Below are 17,148 nucleotides of genomic sequence, written 5' to 3'. Positions count from 1 at the left end.
ATGAAGTATTTAATGTTTATTGTGTTTATTGTGTTTATAGCATCGCTATTTAGTGGTTCTTGCAGAGCACAAACCGCTAATTTTAGCGTCTCTCCCAAAGTATGTGTAATTTCTGAGCAACAAGCATTTTGTGATCTTGATTTACAATTTAATTGGCAGCAAGAAGCATTGAGTGATGTTTGTTTATATCAACAATATGAAAAAATTTATTGTTGGAAACAGCAACGTTCGGGGCAATTCAATTATAAAGCGCGGGTTCAGGTAGAGACCATATACTCCCTAATCAATCCTCACACGGGTGTACTATTAGCAAAAATACAGGTTGAAGTACAGAGCGCGCACGCAAAGAAAAATAGGCGCAGACTTCGCTCTCCGTGGAGCTTTTTTTAAATTAGGAGCAACTAATGCCAAAAATTTTACTTGTTGAAGATGATCTCGGCTTACAGCAATTAACAAAAGATTATCTTGAACATAACGGCTTAGAAGTCGCAGTGTTAGATCGTGGCGATGCAGTCTTTGACTACTTAGAAGCTAATCCAGTCGATCTAATTATTTTAGATGTAATGCTACCAGGAAAAGATGGTTTTAGCGTTTGCCGTCAAGTTCGCGATAAATATACTCTGCCTATTCTTATGCTAACAGCCAAAGGTGAAGATTTTGATCAGGTACTTGGTTTAGAGCTTGGTGCTGATGACTACGTTATAAAGCCTGCCGAACCGCGTGTATTACTCGCTAGAATAAATGCGCTGTTACGCCGTGGTCAACCTATCGTGAAAGCAAGTGAAGAGTTACAGTTTGGTGATCTAAGCATAGATAAAACAAGCCGTATCGTAAAATTAAATAATAATGAAATAACGCTTACTTCTCATGAATTTGAACTACTTTGGTTACTGGCCTCTAATGCGGGTGAAGTGCTTAGTCGTGAACATGTCCATCAACATATGATAGGACGTCAGTACGACGGTCTTGATCGAACTGTTGACGTTAGGGTATCACGCATTCGTAAAAAACTAGGTGACAATAGCGATAAGCCTTATCGTATCAAAACGGTGTGGGGACAAGGTTATTTATTTGTTTCTGATGCATGGGAATTATAATTAATGTTATGGGTTAGTCGGCTTTAATGGGAAAACTGTTTACGAGTTTATATATTTACATCGTGGTTTCTTTATTCGTAGTAAGCGGTGTAGTTGAACAGTTATGGCCTTATGAAGACTCACAGCAGCAAGTATTATTAGACGATGAGTTTGGGCAATCGCTTTGGTTGCTCTCACAAACTCCTAACGGTCTAAAAAAGCTAGAACATAATTTTGAAAGCCACATAATTGCTCGTCGTGATTTAATATTACCTTTAGCACAACAAGCGAAATTAACAGACAATCACTACCTCTATTTATACGATAAACAACAACGTATTGTATGGTATGTAGAGCTTAGCGAAAATGAACTGCTACAGGTTGGTCCTGTAGGAGTATCAACGTCTACCCCCACTTCTGTTTGGCCATATTTGTTATTACTTATTATTGTTGGTGTGCCTGTAGGTCTTTGGAGCTTTTTACTTTGGCGTGATTTTTCTAAATTACGACACGCATGTGAGGCCGTCGAAGGCTTGCAAGATTTTCAATTAACAAATACTTCTAAATCGTTCTTTTTACCCGTTACCGATACACTAAAAGTAATGCAACAACGTATAACTTTTTTATTAACAGCTCAGCAGGAGCTTACATCGTCTGTTTCTCATGAATTTCGAACGCCGTTGGCACGTCTTAAATTTGCAATTGCTATGCTCCAAGATCAACTTTTAGATGATAAAAGCGAAAAATATTTAGCTAATATGAGCGCTGATATAAATGAACTTGAATCACTTGTTTCAGAAATGCTTGAATACGCAAGGTTAGACTCTCAGCAACCAAGTTTACAGTCTGTAAGTTGTGATCTAGTCGGATTGGTTAAAACAAGTATTGAAAAGCTAAATTTTGACACGCGAATTAGACTTATAAATAACTTGCCTGACAAGTTAAGCTATAAATGCGATAGTCATTTCATTGCTCGCGTATTTCAGAACCTGATTGGTAATGCTATTAAATACGCAACAAGCCAAGTAAAAGTAACACTGCTTACAGAGCCTCGCAGCATACTATTTATTGTTGAAGACGATGGAATAGGTATCGCTGAAATGGAGCGAGAAAATGTGTTTAAACCTTTTACGCGCCTCGATAAGAGTAGAGACAAAAAAACAGGTGGGTTTGGTTTAGGACTCGCTATTGTGAGTAAAATTGTATCTTGGCATCAAGGTGATTACTGGGTTGAAAAATCAGTCCTTGGTGGGGCTAAATTTGTCATTAGCTTGCCACTAAAAAGTAGTTTCACGGAGGATATAAAAAAAGCGCCTTAAGGCGCTTTTTTTGTGGTTAAAACCAAAATCAACAAGTAGCAAAGTAGTAGACCGTGTATTTTAAAAATAGTTTCCAATTATTTTATTTTTTTTCTAATAACGGCATCAACATTTGCTCAAGCCCATTCAACTTTACTTCGTACATCATTGCTAATTGACTACCTAGTTTTGAATCAGGAAAGCCTTGTTGCTTAAACCACACAAGATAAGGCTCTGGCAGCATTAATAATGGGCGTCCTGCATATTTTCCAAACGGCATCTTGGTATTAATGGCAAGTTTTAATTGTTCTGGATCCATTCACTTACTTCAATGTATAAGACATAGTTAAGTGTAAGGTGTTTTAAGGAAATAAAATAGGCTGTGACGGGCAAGAAACAGCCTATTGAGTGAGGGAGTAGGCCCTCTTAATTAAGAATTTATGTTAGAAAATTAAACTTAGTTGAACTTTAATTAGCTGGAGTCTAATTAATTAAGTCTTAGAACATGAAGCTTATTTAACCAACACGAACAGTTTACCTGTTTTTTTACATGTTAGTTGGCCCGCTTGTAAAGGAATGTAAATAACCTGAATCTCGTTTAAGAAATTGAACTAAATGCCTGTTCCGAGATCCGATCTTTCGACCAAAAACGATTGGATAAGCAAGGAACAGGCATGATTAAATTAGTTGAATTATTTTGCGATGTCGATGATTTTTGCAAAGTATTTATACCCCAATGGGAAAAACAATTACTCGAAGATGGCACCCAAAAACGTCAGCGTTCAGGACGTATGACGACCAGTGAAATTATGACTATTGTTATTAGTTTTCATATGTCACATCACCGAGATTTCAAAAATTACTACCTTGGCTATGTATCACTTATGTACAAAAGTGAATTTCCCAACTTGCTCAGTTACACACGATTTTTAGCCGTTATGCCAAGGGTAATTGTGCCGATGTGTGCCTATTTTACTTCACTTAAAGGTAAACCCACAGGCGTTGAATTCATTGACTCCACATGTATTAAAGTGTGCCATAATATTCGTATTCCAAGACACAAAACCTTTGATGGAATAGCCCAGCGTGGCAAAGGAACAATGGGATGGTTTTATGGCTTCAAGCTACATTTAATCGTTAATCACCATGGTGAAATTGTTGCTGCGAAAGTGACAACAGGAAATGTACATGATACTCAACCAGTGCGTGAGTTAGCGAGCTGCCTGACGGATAAATTATATGGTGACAAAGGGTATTTAAGTAAAGCTTTAGAAGCCGATTTACTCGATAAAGGGGTAAAGCTCATTACGACGGTTCGCAAAAATATGAAGGCAAAAGCGATGTCATTATGGGATAGAGCAATGCTTTCAAAACGCTTTATAATCGAAACAATTAATGACCAGCTCAAGAACATATCCTTCATTGAACATTCAAGACATCGGAGTATGAACGGCTTTATGTTGAATTTAGTCGCTGGATTGGTGGCTTATTGCTTGAAAGAAAAGAAGCCACACCTTAATTTAACTGACGTAGAGCTTAACGCATTAGTTATCGCTTAAGCAGAACTCAGGTTAAATAGAATTGATTTTCAGTCATTAAAAAGTATTAAAATAAATGTATAGTTCATTATTTTTTAGCTAGTGCTTGTTGATCTTTCCGGATTAAAATTTGTTCTAACTTGGGGGGATTTATACCAATCTGCTTCTATATGGAGTCTATTTAACGGTAAGAAAATTGCGCTGAACTAGGCAAATTTTTTTACCTAGTTGTTCTAAATAAAAATTATTAACACGTTTCTACGTTCTGATAACGCCCATTACCTACATCCGTGTAGGAAAAAAGGCCAAATTATCTTTAGTAATTATTAAGGACTATATCTCACTTTACGTAAACAATTTTTGTTTTACATGTTCAGCAAAACCACTACCAGCCTCTAGGTAAAAGTTATAGGTCGAGTGTACGCCCATATCTTCAAGCTCTTTTTGTTGATCTGGGTAGTTTGCAATGGCAGTTACCTGACCTTTATAACCTGAGGCTTGGAGCTGCTCTAAAGCAAAAATATTCTGCATATGCTTTGGCATAGTAAGCATAACCATTTCTACATGAGAGTGGTTTACGCGTTGCCAAAAGTCGGGATCGGTTGCATCTGCAATCAGCACTTTTCTGCCTCTATTAATATGTTTATCAACCACCTCAGGTTTTATGTCAATACCAGCAACTAAATTTGGGTGCGTAGCGTTAATTGTTTCGTATGCACCAGTACCAATTCGACCCATTCCAAAAATAACTATTTTAGTATCGTTCAGATTTACAGGTAGTTCTTCTGCTAAGCGTGTTTTACTTTCGAACTTTAATAGCCAATGTTCTACTTTTACATATAACTCGTTGGAACGCTTGTTTAGAGGAGATGCAATCACAAAGGTGATAGAGACAGCGATAGCCATTACCGCTAACCATTCAGAGGTAATCATCCCCGTTGTAGCCGCTACCGCACATACAATAAGGCCAAACTCACTGTAATTGGATAAACTAAAGGCTGTAAGTAGCGACGTACGAGCACGTAGTTTAAATGCATTTGTAAATAAATAATAAAGGGCTATTTTAATCGGTAATACAAAAATAAGTATGATGGCAATAATTAAAGAATTAATCGTTAGCTCGGCATTTAAGCCAATGCTTAAGAAAAAACCAACCAGTAATATATCTTTTAAATTAAGTAACGATTTTGATAATTCGCCAGCTTTTTTATGCGGTGCAAACATCATTCCTATTATAAGTGCTCCTAAATCACCTTTAAGGCCTGCATATTCAAATGCGTTATAACCTGCAATAAGCGCAAAGAAAAAGCCAAATAATGGGAGTAGCTCACCATGTTTAGAGCGATTAAGCACCCAGTACATAAGAGGGCGCAATAAAGGTAGAGCAACAATAAGCGCTAACGCCCAAACATTAGGGACTTTGCCTGTACTAATTGCTAAAAATATTACGGCGAATATATCTTGCATTACCAATATACCAATGGCAATTTTGCCGTGTAAGCTTGCCATTTCTCCGCGTTCTTCGAGTACTTTCACCGCAAATACAGTACTAGAAAAACTTAGGGCAAACCCAACTAATAAGGCGCTTTGCCAACTCAAGTCGACAAAAAGAGGGAGGGCGAAGACCCCAAGCAATAACATAAAGCCACTGAATAAAGCACTACTAAAAATAATGTGAAGCGTGGCTGGTGCCCAGACTTGCGGTTTTATTAAGCTATTAACTTTGAGTTTTAAGCCAATGCTGAATAATAAAAGGGTAACACCAAGGGCTGCAATTGTATCAAGCAGTTCTGTACTTTTATAACCCGATAAATTTAAAGCAAAGCCTGCTAATAAAAAGCCAATAAGAGGAGGTAGTTTTAATTGGTAAACAGCAAAACCACAAACAAACGCGGTAGCAAAATAGATTAGTTCCATAATTCTTAATATCACTTCATTTGGTATTGCAGTGTAGCGAAAAACTCATATCAATGAAAATAAATATAGTGTAAAGACATGCTCATTTAATGAAGTTGATACTTTACTGCGTATGAAAAATGCTCATATAACACGTATTTAATCGTAAATAGCATGTAAATAACACTTTTTCACTGACAACCGCTTTTAAATATGGTTAAGATGCGATAACGAAGAGGTTTAAGTTAGAGCATATAACAGAGCCGCTCAGCTTAAGGAGAAATATATGTTTAAAAAGATTTTAGCATCGGTAGGTATTGGTGCCGCTAAAGTAGACACTATTTTAGAGACAGAGCACTTGCAACCAGGTCAGCTTTTCAATGCACAAATTGTAATTACTGCAGGTGATGTAAGCCAAGAAATATCAGGCTTAGATTTGCTACTAATGACTCGTGTTAAAGTAGCAGGAGATGATGGGGATTATTTTACTAATCATGTAATTGATCAGTGGCGCATCACTGAAATTGGTACAATTGAGCCTGGCGAAGTTAAAAGTATTCCTTTTGAGGCGCGTCTTCACTCTGAAACACCAATTACAGAAATTAATGCAGGTTACAATCAATCTCACGTTTGGCTAGAAACTGGTTTGGATATTGATTTAGCACTTGACCCTACTGATAAAGACCATTTGCATATTTACCCTAATGAAGCAGTTAAAACCTGTATGCAGGCAATGGAAAAATTAGGTTTTAGCTTAGCTAAAGCTGATGTGGAGAAGGGGCATTTACGCGCATCTACATTTCAGTCTGTATCTGGCTGTTATCAAGAGCTTGAATATAAACCTAATAGCAGAAGCTTATTTGGCATTCAGGAAATTGAATTGTCGTTTGTGCCGGAAGCGCATAAAACACATGTTTTAATTGAGCTCGATCGTGCTTTTAAAGGTGATGGTTATATTGACGTAACAATAGAGCATGATCATGTTAATCTTTCACAGCTTTGTGATCAGTTAGAGCGTTTATTTGCTTAATACTCGCCAGTGATTTAAACAAACCCAGCTTAGGCTGGTTTTTTTGTCTATAGGATTTAATATGCAGTTTAAATGTGAGTCATTTGAGGCTTTTGATACACATACACTTTTTACTATTGTACGCGGTCGGGTGGATGTGTTTGTAGTTGAGCAGGCTTGTCCTTACCCAGAGTTTGATGATAATGATGTTGCTGTGACTACTCGGCACATACATAGCATTGATAATAATAAGTTGCTTAGCTACGCTCGTTGTTATGATAGAAACGCGCAGTACAGCTCAATAGGGCGTGTTTTAGTGAATGAAAAGGTACGAGGCAAAGGTTATGCAAGTGAGCTTGTAGCTACAGCTATAAATTGTTGTAAAGACCAGTGGCCTGAGTGTGATATTTACATTGGCGCGCAAACATATTTACTCGACTTTTATCGCTCATTTGGTTTCGAAAGTGTGGGGGAAGAGTACCTTGAAGATGGCATTCCTCATCAAGACATGATTTTAAAAGTGGTTTAGTGATTTTTACTACACTAAGTGACTTAATTTAATAGCTAACAAAATAGCCCACAAATGTGGGCTATTTTTATAGTGCTTAACCTAATAACGAATGTAAAAAAACTGTACCTATTGCTAGTGGGCATACAAACTTAGTATACCAAGGCCATATTTTCCAAAAAAATGTATTATGGACTTCAGGGTTTCCCTGCTGAATAGCTTTGAGTAGTGAACCCCTGTACCAAATCCAACCAACAAATATACAACACATTAACCCTAATAGTGGTTGGGCAACTTTCGTTGTAAGTGTTATAACCAGACCAAATAAAGAGCTGAGATTGCATACAATTGTAATACTAACGACAGTAATTAAAGCGCCAATGAACCAAGTAGCTTGCACACGTTTCATTGCAAAGCGTTCTACTGTGTATGATACCGGTGCTTCAAGCATTGAGATTGATGATGTTAGCGCTGCTATGCTCATCAACGCAAAAAATGCAAAGCCAACAAATAAGCCTACGCTACCCATACCATCAAATAATGCAGGTAGTACTTGGAATACTAATGTATCTTCTGATAACAGCTTCCCTGTTACCGGTGAAAATATTTCTACGCCTTGTGCTTGAGCGACATACATTGCAGGAATAATAAGTAAACCTGCTACAAAGGCAATGAAGACGTCAATAAGGGTTACATAAGCACCTAATGAAACGAGGTTCTCTTTTTTACTAATGTATGAGCCATAAATAATCATTACACTGGTACCCAATGATAATGAGAAAAAAGCTTGGCCTAACGCACTGACTAATAACTGAGGATCAAAAATAGAAGAAAAATCAGGAACTAAGTACGCCTTTAAGCCTTCCATTGCGCCATTTTGCGTCATTACATAAGCAATTAATGAAAATAAAATTCCCAGTAATGCAGGCATTAAACGCTTTGACCATTTTTCTATACCATTTTCAACACCTCGACTAATAATAGCGACGGTTAATAAGATAAAGATCATAGTAAATATAATATTTCGCGTAAGTGATTGCTCGCTTAGCCATGTGGATGTAGAGTTTGCACCAACAAGCGTCGCTATTGGCTCTGCTGTTGCGCTGAGCATCCAACCGGCAACAATCGCGTAAAAACTTAATATAAATCCAGCACATAAAATACCGCCAAAACCAACAATAAACGCGAAGTGTTTTTGCCAAGGTCTATTAGATATTTTTTTAAGCGATGAAACTGCATTTGCTTGACCATGGCGACCAATCATAAGTTCGGCCATTAAAGCTGGGTAAGCCAAAAAGAACGCGAGTACTAAATATGCAACTAAAAAAGCAGCACCACCATTGCTGGCTGTTTGTGTAGGGAATCCCCAAATATTACCCAAGCCAACAGCAGAACCTGCGGCGGCCATAATAAAACCAAAACGAGAACTAAACTCGCCTCTAACTGCGCTCATATTATTGTACTTCTCTATTTTTTGACGGCGCAGACAATCTACTGGAAATGTAAAAAAATAAAAAGTGCTTATTTGCTGATCTCACACAATTTAGTATGCCAGTAGTATGGTATACGCGATGTTTTTAATAAATGTTACTGTATAGTTAAAGTTAACAGGTTGTTTTTGTTTTTAAAATGTTAATTACAGGGTGTAATTAATGCTTTACGCTTTGTGATGTTGATCGATAATGAGTGTAAAACAGGCTCCACCTAATTGGTTACTTTTACTTACTTTTACGCTGCCATGATGCCAATCAGCTACTTTTTCAACAATCGCAAGGCCTAGCCCATAGCTTTTATCTGCGCGGTTACGATGTTCTTCTTCTTTGAAAAATGGGCTAAATACGTTGTTAAAATTTTCTTTTGCTATACCAGGGCCATCGTCTTCAACAGTGATTACAAGCTGGTGTTCGTACACTTTAGCACTTAGATAAATATGTAGCTCTGCGAAGTCACAAGCATTATTTAATAAGTTAGTTATTGCACGAGCAAGCCAATGTAAGTCGGCATTGATAATGTCACTTGAGCTATTAAGTTGTACGTTGAGCATTTGCGATTCAAATTTAGGTGCAAGTTGTATTAATATATCACTGAGATAGTGCTTAATATTAGTTGAAGAGTAGGTCAATTTATTGGCATTTTGCTCAAGCGTTGCAAAGGCTAAATAGCTTTTTAACATAGACTCCATATGGTCTAAATCGCTTTCCATACGGGATAAATATTTTTTTATTTGTTGCTCATCATAGCTATCAATAGCCGCATCTAATCCAAAGCGCAGGCACGCAATGGGTGTACGAATATCGTGAGATAAGCTTGACGCCATTAGTTTGTTTTCGGCGACTAGTTTTTCTATCTGACTGGCCATTCTGTTAAATGTGAGCTCTACATCTTTTATGTAGGTGAAGTGCGATACTTTAATTCTTGCTTGTACATTACCTGAGGCAAACTTTTTAGCTGCTTCGTTTAAGACTGTTAAGCGCTTTGCAAGAGGGGTAATAATAAACCCCATAAATACGCACAAACCAGCATAAAATAGTAGTGTTAAAAATATATCATTGCGCTGCTCAGTATCTACGCGTTTGTCTAACCGCATTGATATATGAAAGGGGCTTAATATTTGACTACTATAAAGCATATAGAAGCCTTGTTGATCTTCTAAAATCAACCCACCGGCAGTGTGCATCTGTAATAATAATGAAGGAGGTAGTGCGAGAGATTCATTGTGCTTGTAATCAATTAATAAATTAAACTCATTCGCTAGTTGCTTTACATAACGACCACGTTCAGAAGTTGGGATATTAGCTAATTGTTTGCTAAAGCCCATTATCATCTTACTTTGCACACTAAATTCATCTTCTGAGGTTTGTGTTTGTTGGCTAAATGCATCAATTAACCAGCCAAGTACAACGATAGATAAAAGTGCACTGCTAAGTAGTGAAATATAAAACTTCTTCACTTATGTATCACTTTTTACCATGCGGTAGATACGAGTAAGTAACCTCGTCCCCATATAGTTTTAATTTTAGTCGGATTTTGTGGATCATCATTAAATTTTTTGCGCAGTGCTGAAATAAGTACGTCAACACTTCTATCCAAGCCGTCATACTCACGGCCTTTTGTTGCTTTAAAAACAGCATCACGTGATACGACTTGACCCGCATTACTCGTTAAATAGTGAAGAAGTAAATACTCTGCGCTGGATATATTTATATCAAGATCGTTTAATTTTACGCTTCTAGATTCTGTGTTAATACTCAGCGCGCCAACCGTTATTAATTTTTCGTTTGCCAGTGATTTGTTTGGTTCATTATTTTGGCGAAGTGCAGCTTTAATTCTAGCTAAAAGTGCACGAGGGCGAACGGGTTTCATGACATAGTCACTTGCGCCAACTTCTAACCCTATTACTTCATCCATTTCTTCATCGCGTGCGGTGAGCATTATAATAGGGGAATTATAAAAGCTACGCAGTTCTCTGCATACGCTAATTCCGTCTTGTCCAGGAAGCATAATATCAAGTAGGACAATGCTAGGATTTAAGGTTTTTACTTGGCCAATAACCTCGTCGCCTCGATGGCATACATGGGTCGTATAACCTTGCTCCGTTAAGTATTCTGCAACCCACTGAGCGAGCGATACATCATCTTCAACGAGTAAAATAGTGCCGTAGTTATTCATAAATTATCCTTAATGTGTTTATTAAAATAATCGCCAACGGCGTTTTTTTTGTCTGTTTTGATATACCCACTGTAGTTTTACTTCTGTAAGGCTAATAACTTTAGATGTATTACTATCAAAGAGCTCAAATGAGATACTCTGCTGTGAATCAAAAGCATAATTAAAAGTTCCTTCCTTTTGTTTAAGCCAGCATTGCATAATGTACTTTGAGGTCGCATCGCGTAAGCAGTAATTGCCAAACGTTGGCTGATGCCATGTTAGAGTGATATCAGCATAACAGTTTCTTCCTTCCCTAAGTGCGACACAAGTATCTGGAAGCGCAATAAGAGCATTGGACATTTCATCTGCTTTTGATAAAAATGCCGTAGGGAAAAGCAGAAAAGCACAGACCCATCTAAAATACATAACGAAGGCCTACCTTGGCTTGGTGTTGATATCTTCGAGTAATAATAGGGCTTTCATCAATCTCATTTGAAAACCAAGTCGTCAGCCATCCTGCTAAAAAGACCCAATCTTGGTTAATTGGGTACTCAGCATGGAATTCAAACATCATACTGCTACTTGCATTTGTTCTATAAATTGGACGATCACTCGTCGCTTCACTACTGTCTATACCAAAATAATAATTGGTGAAGTCACTAGAGTAAGCACTCAACCCAACTCCAGTTCTAAACTCCCAGTTACGCCAGGGTAAAATATGGCTAAAAAAGGTATTTACGATCCAGCCATTATGTGTACCAGAAATGTCATGAAGGTATTCAAAAGAAATTTGTGAGTTTTCAAATCGACGAGTTAATCTGAGTCCGGTATCAAAATCGTAGTTACGTGTTTTTATACCCCTTAACTCATCGATAATGCCATCATTGTATAGACCAAGTCCTTTATCGTTAAAGCCACTTTGAACATTTGTACCTAAAATATCGAGACCCCAATCAAACTTGTCTATCAGGCTGTAACCTACAACAAGGCCGCCACTTAGTTGATTATGATCAAAGTCGAGATAAAAATTTTCATAAGATAGCTCAAGTGTTAAGTCAACCAGCATTCCATGGTCATAAGAGTTGACACCTATTAGGTAAGAGTCACCGATATGATAACCAACACCAGCGCTCCAATCCCATGCAAAACCTTGAGTTGGCTCTAAGGTGTTATCAGCATAATAACGATTACTTGCCATACTTGAAGTACTAAAAATACTCATACATAAGAGTGTAATGATAAAAAAAGTATAATTAAGTAAAGCGTTTTTCATCTCAAAAGAGCCTAATTATTATATGTTATAAAGCGTAGTATATTGTTAATACGTTCCTTAAATCTGTAAAAAAATGTAGCAAACATTAGAAATTACTGAACTTTAATTTTATCGATTAATATACTGCTTAAATAAAATTGCATCATTGGGGTTAATGCACTTATTTCTGTACGATTACATGGACCGCTAAGCTTTGTTAAGCTTGATAACTTAGATAGTGTTTTGTAGCTAGGAATTTGTACTTCTTTACCTAACCTTGCTAAACGTGCCTCTTCTGTATTTTGCTGGTGGATAAAGGCAACAACTTCTAATTCATTCGTAATTTTTTGTTCTTCATTAAAACTATACACTAGCGGCTCACGATGAAAGCTTGCACTGTCGATTGAAGACTTAGCAAACCAGACAATGTCGCCAGACTTTTTATGAGTTAGACGCATGCTGACTTGAGCAAAAATAGTGGCACATTGTTGAATTGGGTACTGTTGGGCAACCTCTGTATAAAACGAAAAGGGCTTTTTTGGCTGTTTAATTAAATATTTTGTATCGTCTGTAAATGACAAATCAAGCTGCTGTATAGTAAGAACATAGTCACTATTATTTTTTGTCGTTACTTTTAATGCTTTGTCGTTTAATGCTTGGCTTATTTGCGATAATAGTGTGTCTGTTAGGCTTGCTTTGTCTGAAATTATCTTAACAGTTTGATTTTTTATAACTTTATGTGCAGGTAATTGAACAGATTTAACTTTTGGTGACGAATGAGTCGTTTCATATTCAAGCTGGTATGTTTGGCTTTTTAAGTTAGGCTTCAACGGCATAGCTAAAGGCTCCGCTGGTTGTTTTGTGATAACACACCCGCTTAAAAATAAAATAAAAAGTGACACAACTAAAAAACGCATAAGTACTTCACACCCACTAAAAATACAATAATCGTCGTATTGTACGTTAGTCCAAACAAAACTTCATGATATTATGTACCTAGATGTAGTTTAAAAAGATAAAAATTATAAAAAATGAAGTACCTCCCCCCTGTATTGTATGGCCTTCTAGCGCTGTGTTTATTGCTTAGCTCAATAGATGTAGTAGCAAAAGCGGATCCCGGTTGGGATTCATTTGTAAAAAAGTACGGTCGCTATGCCGAAAAGAAACTAAAGAGTAAAGGTATTCCCGGTGCGGCATTATCGATAGTTAATATTCAAAATAGTGACTACATTCATCCGATAGGAGCTACCAAAGCACGTAATGGGCAAAGTGTTGATGCTCATACTCGTTTTAGATTGGCATCTGTGTCTAAAACCTTTGCAGGTTCGTTAGCTGCAAAGCTAGCCTCTGACGGGATATTAAGGTTAGATGAACCAATAAGTAATTATATTCCAGAGTTCAAAAACACAGTGTATGAAGATGATTTAAAAGTATTTCACCTTTTAAGTCACTCAAGTGGTTTAGTACCAAATGCATACGATAACTTAATTGAGTCGCGTATGCGCTACCCTGATATTGTTGAAAAGCTACTTAGCGTTAAGCCAATTTGTGAACCTGGACAATGCTACGGTTATCAAAATGTAATGTTTAGCTTAATTGACGATGTGATTTTTCACGCTACAAATAAAAATTATTCCCAATGGTTAAGTAAAGCTGTTTTTTTACCTCTGAAAATGGCAGATGCCAGTTTAGGTTATGACGGTATGGTAAAAGATAAAAATTTTGCACTCCCTCACGTGCGTGGTAAAAAGCGTTGGTATACTGCTAAACTTAAAAAAAATTACTATAAAGTAGGTCCCGCAGCAGGTGTTAATGCCAGTGCTAGTGACATGGCTATTTGGTTAAAGGCGCAACTAGGACAATACCCTGATGTTCTATCGCTAGATGCGTTAGCAAAACAAACACGTCCTTATACACATACAAAAAAAGAACTGTATCGCAGGGTATGGAAAAAGCACCTTAATGAAGCATACTACGGCTTAGGCTGGCGTGTTTATAACTACGCGGAAGAAACGCTTTATTATCATAGCGGGTGGGTTCAAGGCTATAGAAGTGATGTGGTTGTATTTCCTCACTTAAATATTGGTTTTAGCTTAATAGTTAATGCTGAAACTGGCGTAATCAATGAACTAACGACTGAATTCATCGACAGACTATTAGAATACAAACGAGGTAAAAAAATATGAATAATAAAATAATATTAGCAATCATTTTTTTAGTTATGTTATTTAATTGTAGTTTGGCATTTGCAACACCGGATGAAATATATTTGTTTCGTCATAGCGAAAAATTAGCGGGTAAAAATCCAGCGCTCTCAGAGGCGGGAAAGGCACGTGCAAATAATTTAGTTACTTTTTTTGTAACTATTCACCATGGTAAATTATTTTCAAAGGATCTTTTTTAACTATTGACCGATCCCGCCAGTATGCCAAGCTAGGGCTATGACCTAATAGCCCTAGCTTCAATGAATTTAAACAGCATCAACATCGACGAAATCGTTGAGAAAACCAAAGCTCAATTACAAGAAGGTAAAACTCTCACGCCTGCGCTGAAGATGTCTATTGAACTCATTCTGGTTGTCGTTGTTATGTTAGCAAGTAAATTAGGACTTAACAGTAACAATAGCAGTATCCCGCCATCAAAAGACATCAACCGAAAAAAACAAAACAAAGAGAAATCAGCCAAGTCAGCGGGTGGTCAAAAAGGCCGTGCAGGTAAAACACTAACCCAAACACAGACGCCTGATGAGATCAAAATCATCCTAGTTGAACGTGATTTTTTACCGAAAGGTCACTACCGTGAAATTGGCTTTCAAAAACGACAGGTTGTCGATATAGATATCAGGAAAGTGGTCACTGAATACCAAGCACAAATTCTGGAAAATGAGCAAGGTAAGCGTTTTATTGGTGAATTTCCAGAAGACGTTAACAGTCCTATTCAATATGGGGTTGGTGTAAAAGCCCATGCAGTTTACCTATCCCAATATCAATTACTCCCTTACAACCGCATTGAAGAATATTTTTGTGATCAACTCGGTATTCCAATCAGTGCGGGTAGTTTATTTAACTTTAATGAACAAGCAGCGGCCTTGGTAAAGTCCTCCGGCGCAGAAGCCGCGCTCAAGAAAGCCCTGAAAACGACTTATCAAGCCTTACACGTTGATGAAACGGGGATTAATATAGGTGGTAAACGACGATGGCTTCATGGTGCATCAACGACGTGGTGGACGTATTTTTACCCGCATGAGAAAAGAGGGAAAATAGCGATGGATGACGCCGATATTTTACCTCACTTTACTGGGGTACTATGCCACGACCACTGGAAACCGTATTATCAATATACACAGTGCCAACATGCCTTGTGTAATGCACATCATATCCGAGAGTTAGAAAGGGCATGGGAGCAAGACGGTATGCAATGGGCAAAGGATTTGCAAACCCTACTGACTGAAATCAATAAACATCAAATAGATAACCCCGAGCTAGATGCAGACACAAAAGCTCACTATATAGAGAAATATCAACAAATATTGGCTCAAGGTGACATTAAATGCCCTCCACCGGATAGAAACAGCCGAGTAAAAGGCCAGCGAGGCAGATTGAAACGAACAAAGTCTAGAGCGTTGTTAGAGCGGTTAAGAGATTATCAAGATGATGTCTTACGATTCATGACGGAAACAGCGGTGCCTTTTAGCAACAACCAAGGTGAGAATGATATTAGGATGACCAAGGTTCATCAAAAGATATCTGGGTGCTTCAGAAGCATGCAAGGTGCAGAGATGTTTTGTTTAATCAGAAGCTACCTCTCGACTTGCAGAAAACAGCATGTATCAGCAAGCCTAGCCCTTGAATTACTCTTCAAAAATCAGTTACCTGATATATTTATTGAAAATGTGGCTGAATAGTTACCTTTTTTTAAAGAATATCAAAAGATACATATTTTCAGCAGCAACTATAAACGTACGTTACAAACAGCAGCTCCTTTGCAGGCATATTTTAATATCGACGTAAATTTGTATAACGCAGGTGAGCTAAGTGATTTAAAAAATGAGTTACTAAAACTAAAAGGTGTAGCTGTTGTTATTGGGCACAGTAATACAACACCGCAACTAGCCGAGCTACTTTCGAATGAAAAAGTGCCAGCAATGAGTGAAACACAATTTACTCAGTACTTTATATTAAATAAGAAGCCCAGTAGTACTGGCAGTGAATATGATGTAACCCATCATAAAATGAGTTTTTAATTTAAAACGTAAAATAACAAAAAACCAGCATTAAGCTTAATGCCGATCAGTTAAGAAATATTTGACGATCCATTGACCGATCTTCTGGTTAGTTTATAAAGGCTTCTGAATTTATTCAGGAGCCTTTTATTTTGCAACTCACTACCGCACTTTCTCTTGCCAATAGCTACGCACCCAATTCAGAAGGCTTAGGTCAACTGAGTGATTTTTTATGTCCTGAGTTTATCAAACAATGCGCTGAAACCGCTGGTGTCGCGACGATAAGGAAAAGAAGGCTTCCTGTTGAGATGGCCGTTTGGACAGTCATTTGTATGTCGTTTTATCGTGAAGACCCACTGTGGAGTATTGTCAGTAAATTAGGGCTCGCTTTACCAGGTAAAAAAGAACTCGTTGCACCCAGTGCGGTTGTACAGGCTAGGCAGCGGCTTGGGGCTGATGCCGTTAAACAGGTTTCTGAGAAAAGTCAGCAAATGTGGAATGCTGATGCGAACCATCCCACATGGTGCGGGCTATCACTACTGGGTGTTGAACCGGATACTGCTGAAAATCAACATGCATTCTCCGTGTGGAAAAATCAGCATGGTGACACGGCTTTCCCTCAGGTTCGCATGGTGTGTTTGATGGAGTTAACTAACCTGAATCTCGTTTAAGAAATTGAACTAAATGCCTGTTCCGAGATC

Annotated in this window: 18 protein-coding genes and 1 pseudogene; 11 read left to right on the top strand and 8 right to left on the bottom strand. The window is 37.7% G+C overall.

Annotated elements, in window-relative coordinates; genetic code table 11:
• The 3 genes from AC0VZ4_RS14695 to AC0VZ4_RS14685 are packed head-to-tail and all read left to right on the top strand — an operon-like array spanning window position 1 to window position 2,395.
• Window positions 1-390, top strand: coding sequence for a DUF3019 domain-containing protein (locus AC0VZ4_RS14695; RefSeq protein ID WP_475440023.1), 390 nt, complete (start codon window positions 1-3; stop codon window positions 388-390).
• A 14-nt stretch (window positions 391-404) separates the two neighbouring features.
• Entirely contained in the window at window positions 405-1,097 is a 693-nt protein-coding gene (locus AC0VZ4_RS14690) for a response regulator (RefSeq protein ID WP_007378650.1), read from the top strand.
• A gap of 26 nt (window positions 1,098-1,123) precedes the next feature.
• Window positions 1,124-2,395, top strand: coding sequence for an ATP-binding protein (locus tag AC0VZ4_RS14685; protein ID WP_475440022.1), 1,272 nt, complete (start codon window positions 1,124-1,126; stop codon window positions 2,393-2,395).
• Between the two features lie 82 nt (window positions 2,396-2,477).
• On the opposite strand, the gene AC0VZ4_RS14680 is transcribed toward AC0VZ4_RS14685, so the two are convergent.
• Window positions 2,478-2,693 carry a DUF3820 family protein gene (locus tag AC0VZ4_RS14680; protein WP_008136951.1) on the bottom strand — a complete coding sequence of 72 codons (216 nt, stop codon included), beginning with the start codon at window positions 2,691-2,693 and terminating at the stop codon, window positions 2,478-2,480.
• Window positions 2,694-3,048: 355 nt separating this feature from the next.
• On the opposite strand from AC0VZ4_RS14680, the gene AC0VZ4_RS14675 reads away from it, so the two are divergent.
• The gene (locus tag AC0VZ4_RS14675; RefSeq protein ID WP_475441595.1) at window positions 3,049-3,933 is read left to right on the top strand and encodes an IS982 family transposase; all 885 of its coding nucleotides are present in this window, start codon (window positions 3,049-3,051) and stop codon (window positions 3,931-3,933) included.
• 324 nt (window positions 3,934-4,257) lie between these two features.
• On the opposite strand, the gene AC0VZ4_RS14670 is transcribed toward AC0VZ4_RS14675, so the two are convergent.
• Window positions 4,258-5,829: a cation:proton antiporter domain-containing protein gene (locus AC0VZ4_RS14670; RefSeq protein WP_475440021.1), complete on the bottom strand. Its 1,572-nt coding sequence runs from the start codon at window positions 5,827-5,829 to the stop codon at window positions 4,258-4,260.
• A 265-nt stretch (window positions 5,830-6,094) separates the two neighbouring features.
• On the opposite strand from AC0VZ4_RS14670, the gene AC0VZ4_RS14665 reads away from it, so the two are divergent.
• Both AC0VZ4_RS14665 and AC0VZ4_RS14660 read left to right on the top strand, forming a co-directional pair.
• The gene (locus AC0VZ4_RS14665; protein ID WP_007377795.1) at window positions 6,095-6,838 is read left to right on the top strand and encodes a sporulation protein; all 744 of its coding nucleotides are present in this window, start codon (window positions 6,095-6,097) and stop codon (window positions 6,836-6,838) included.
• A gap of 61 nt (window positions 6,839-6,899) precedes the next feature.
• Window positions 6,900-7,346, top strand: coding sequence for a GNAT family N-acetyltransferase (locus AC0VZ4_RS14660; RefSeq protein WP_475440020.1), 447 nt, complete (start codon window positions 6,900-6,902; stop codon window positions 7,344-7,346).
• Between the two features lie 76 nt (window positions 7,347-7,422).
• Here AC0VZ4_RS14660 and AC0VZ4_RS14655 read toward each other — a convergent pair whose 3' ends face one another.
• The 6 genes from AC0VZ4_RS14655 to AC0VZ4_RS14630 all read right to left on the bottom strand — a co-directional run bounded on the left by AC0VZ4_RS14655 (window position 7,423) and on the right by AC0VZ4_RS14630 (window position 13,142).
• A complete protein-coding gene (locus AC0VZ4_RS14655) occupies window positions 7,423-8,778 on the bottom strand; it encodes a sodium-dependent transporter (RefSeq protein WP_475440019.1) in 1,356 nt (451 codons plus the stop codon).
• Between the two features lie 204 nt (window positions 8,779-8,982).
• Window positions 8,983-10,275 (bottom strand): ATP-binding protein, encoded by a 1,293-nt coding sequence (locus AC0VZ4_RS14650; protein WP_007377792.1) that lies wholly within the window; start codon window positions 10,273-10,275, stop codon window positions 8,983-8,985.
• 14 nt (window positions 10,276-10,289) lie between these two features.
• Window positions 10,290-10,994, bottom strand: a complete 705-nt coding sequence (locus tag AC0VZ4_RS14645) for a response regulator (RefSeq protein ID WP_007377791.1) — start codon at window positions 10,992-10,994, stop codon at window positions 10,290-10,292.
• A gap of 21 nt (window positions 10,995-11,015) precedes the next feature.
• Complete coding sequence (locus AC0VZ4_RS14640; RefSeq protein WP_475440018.1) at window positions 11,016-11,399, bottom strand: DUF3019 domain-containing protein; 384 nt, start codon at window positions 11,397-11,399, stop codon at window positions 11,016-11,018.
• Window positions 11,389-12,246, bottom strand: coding sequence for a MipA/OmpV family protein (locus AC0VZ4_RS14635; protein WP_475440017.1), 858 nt, complete (start codon window positions 12,244-12,246; stop codon window positions 11,389-11,391). The genes AC0VZ4_RS14640 and AC0VZ4_RS14635 overlap by 11 nt, the downstream gene beginning before the upstream one ends.
• A 92-nt stretch (window positions 12,247-12,338) precedes the next feature.
• A complete protein-coding gene (locus AC0VZ4_RS14630; RefSeq protein ID WP_475440016.1) occupies window positions 12,339-13,142 on the bottom strand; it encodes a hypothetical protein in 804 nt (267 codons plus the stop codon).
• A gap of 114 nt (window positions 13,143-13,256) precedes the next feature.
• Here AC0VZ4_RS14630 and AC0VZ4_RS14625 point away from each other — a divergent pair, with 114 nt between their 5' ends.
• The 5 genes and pseudogenes from AC0VZ4_RS14625 to AC0VZ4_RS14605 all read left to right on the top strand — a co-directional run.
• A complete protein-coding gene (locus AC0VZ4_RS14625) occupies window positions 13,257-14,411 on the top strand; it encodes a serine hydrolase domain-containing protein (protein ID WP_475440015.1) in 1,155 nt (384 codons plus the stop codon).
• Window positions 14,408-14,629 (top strand): hypothetical protein, encoded by a 222-nt coding sequence (locus tag AC0VZ4_RS14620; protein ID WP_475440014.1) that lies wholly within the window; start codon window positions 14,408-14,410, stop codon window positions 14,627-14,629. The genes AC0VZ4_RS14625 and AC0VZ4_RS14620 overlap by 4 nt, the downstream gene beginning before the upstream one ends.
• 60 nt (window positions 14,630-14,689) lie before the next feature.
• A complete protein-coding gene (tnpC, locus tag AC0VZ4_RS14615) occupies window positions 14,690-16,129 on the top strand; it encodes an IS66 family transposase (RefSeq protein ID WP_475439674.1) in 1,440 nt (479 codons plus the stop codon).
• A 78-nt stretch (window positions 16,130-16,207) separates the two neighbouring features.
• Complete coding sequence (locus tag AC0VZ4_RS14610) at window positions 16,208-16,468, top strand: hypothetical protein (protein WP_475440013.1); 261 nt, start codon at window positions 16,208-16,210, stop codon at window positions 16,466-16,468.
• A 131-nt stretch (window positions 16,469-16,599) separates the two neighbouring features.
• Window positions 16,600-17,115, top strand: a pseudogene (locus AC0VZ4_RS14605) (transposase domain-containing protein); the annotation flags it as partial.
• Between the last annotated feature and the right edge of the window lie 33 nt (window positions 17,116-17,148).

Source organism: Pseudoalteromonas sp. QJM3NY_22, assembly GCF_056173065.1.
The sequence above is the reverse complement of the archived record's forward strand: the minus strand, read 5'-3'. Positions and strand labels throughout refer to the sequence as shown.

What these genes read in the sequence shown, in the direction of transcription:
- AC0VZ4_RS14675 (WP_475441595.1), top strand. Translation starts at nt 3,049, where the DNA reads ATGATTAAATTAGTTGAATTATTTTGCGATGTCGATGATTTTTGCAAA.
- tnpC (WP_475439674.1), top strand. Translation starts at nt 14,690, where the DNA reads ATGAATTTAAACAGCATCAACATCGACGAAATCGTTGAGAAAACCAAA.
- AC0VZ4_RS14665 (WP_007377795.1), top strand. Translation starts at nt 6,095, where the DNA reads ATGTTTAAAAAGATTTTAGCATCGGTAGGTATTGGTGCCGCTAAAGTA.
- AC0VZ4_RS14640 (WP_475440018.1), bottom strand. Translation starts at nt 11,399, where the DNA reads ATGTATTTTAGATGGGTCTGTGCTTTTCTGCTTTTCCCTACGGCATTT.
- AC0VZ4_RS14685 (WP_475440022.1), top strand. Translation starts at nt 1,124, where the DNA reads ATGGGAAAACTGTTTACGAGTTTATATATTTACATCGTGGTTTCTTTA.
- AC0VZ4_RS14620 (WP_475440014.1), top strand. Translation starts at nt 14,408, where the DNA reads ATGAATAATAAAATAATATTAGCAATCATTTTTTTAGTTATGTTATTT.
- AC0VZ4_RS14695 (WP_475440023.1), top strand. Translation starts at nt 1, where the DNA reads ATGAAGTATTTAATGTTTATTGTGTTTATTGTGTTTATAGCATCGCTA.
- AC0VZ4_RS14630 (WP_475440016.1), bottom strand. Translation starts at nt 13,142, where the DNA reads ATGCGTTTTTTAGTTGTGTCACTTTTTATTTTATTTTTAAGCGGGTGT.
- AC0VZ4_RS14660 (WP_475440020.1), top strand. Translation starts at nt 6,900, where the DNA reads ATGCAGTTTAAATGTGAGTCATTTGAGGCTTTTGATACACATACACTT.
- AC0VZ4_RS14670 (WP_475440021.1), bottom strand. Translation starts at nt 5,829, where the DNA reads ATGGAACTAATCTATTTTGCTACCGCGTTTGTTTGTGGTTTTGCTGTT.
- AC0VZ4_RS14690 (WP_007378650.1), top strand. Translation starts at nt 405, where the DNA reads ATGCCAAAAATTTTACTTGTTGAAGATGATCTCGGCTTACAGCAATTA.
- AC0VZ4_RS14655 (WP_475440019.1), bottom strand. Translation starts at nt 8,778, where the DNA reads ATGAGCGCAGTTAGAGGCGAGTTTAGTTCTCGTTTTGGTTTTATTATG.
- AC0VZ4_RS14635 (WP_475440017.1), bottom strand. Translation starts at nt 12,246, where the DNA reads ATGAAAAACGCTTTACTTAATTATACTTTTTTTATCATTACACTCTTA.
- AC0VZ4_RS14645 (WP_007377791.1), bottom strand. Translation starts at nt 10,994, where the DNA reads ATGAATAACTACGGCACTATTTTACTCGTTGAAGATGATGTATCGCTC.
- AC0VZ4_RS14680 (WP_008136951.1), bottom strand. Translation starts at nt 2,693, where the DNA reads ATGGATCCAGAACAATTAAAACTTGCCATTAATACCAAGATGCCGTTT.
- AC0VZ4_RS14625 (WP_475440015.1), top strand. Translation starts at nt 13,257, where the DNA reads ATGAAGTACCTCCCCCCTGTATTGTATGGCCTTCTAGCGCTGTGTTTA.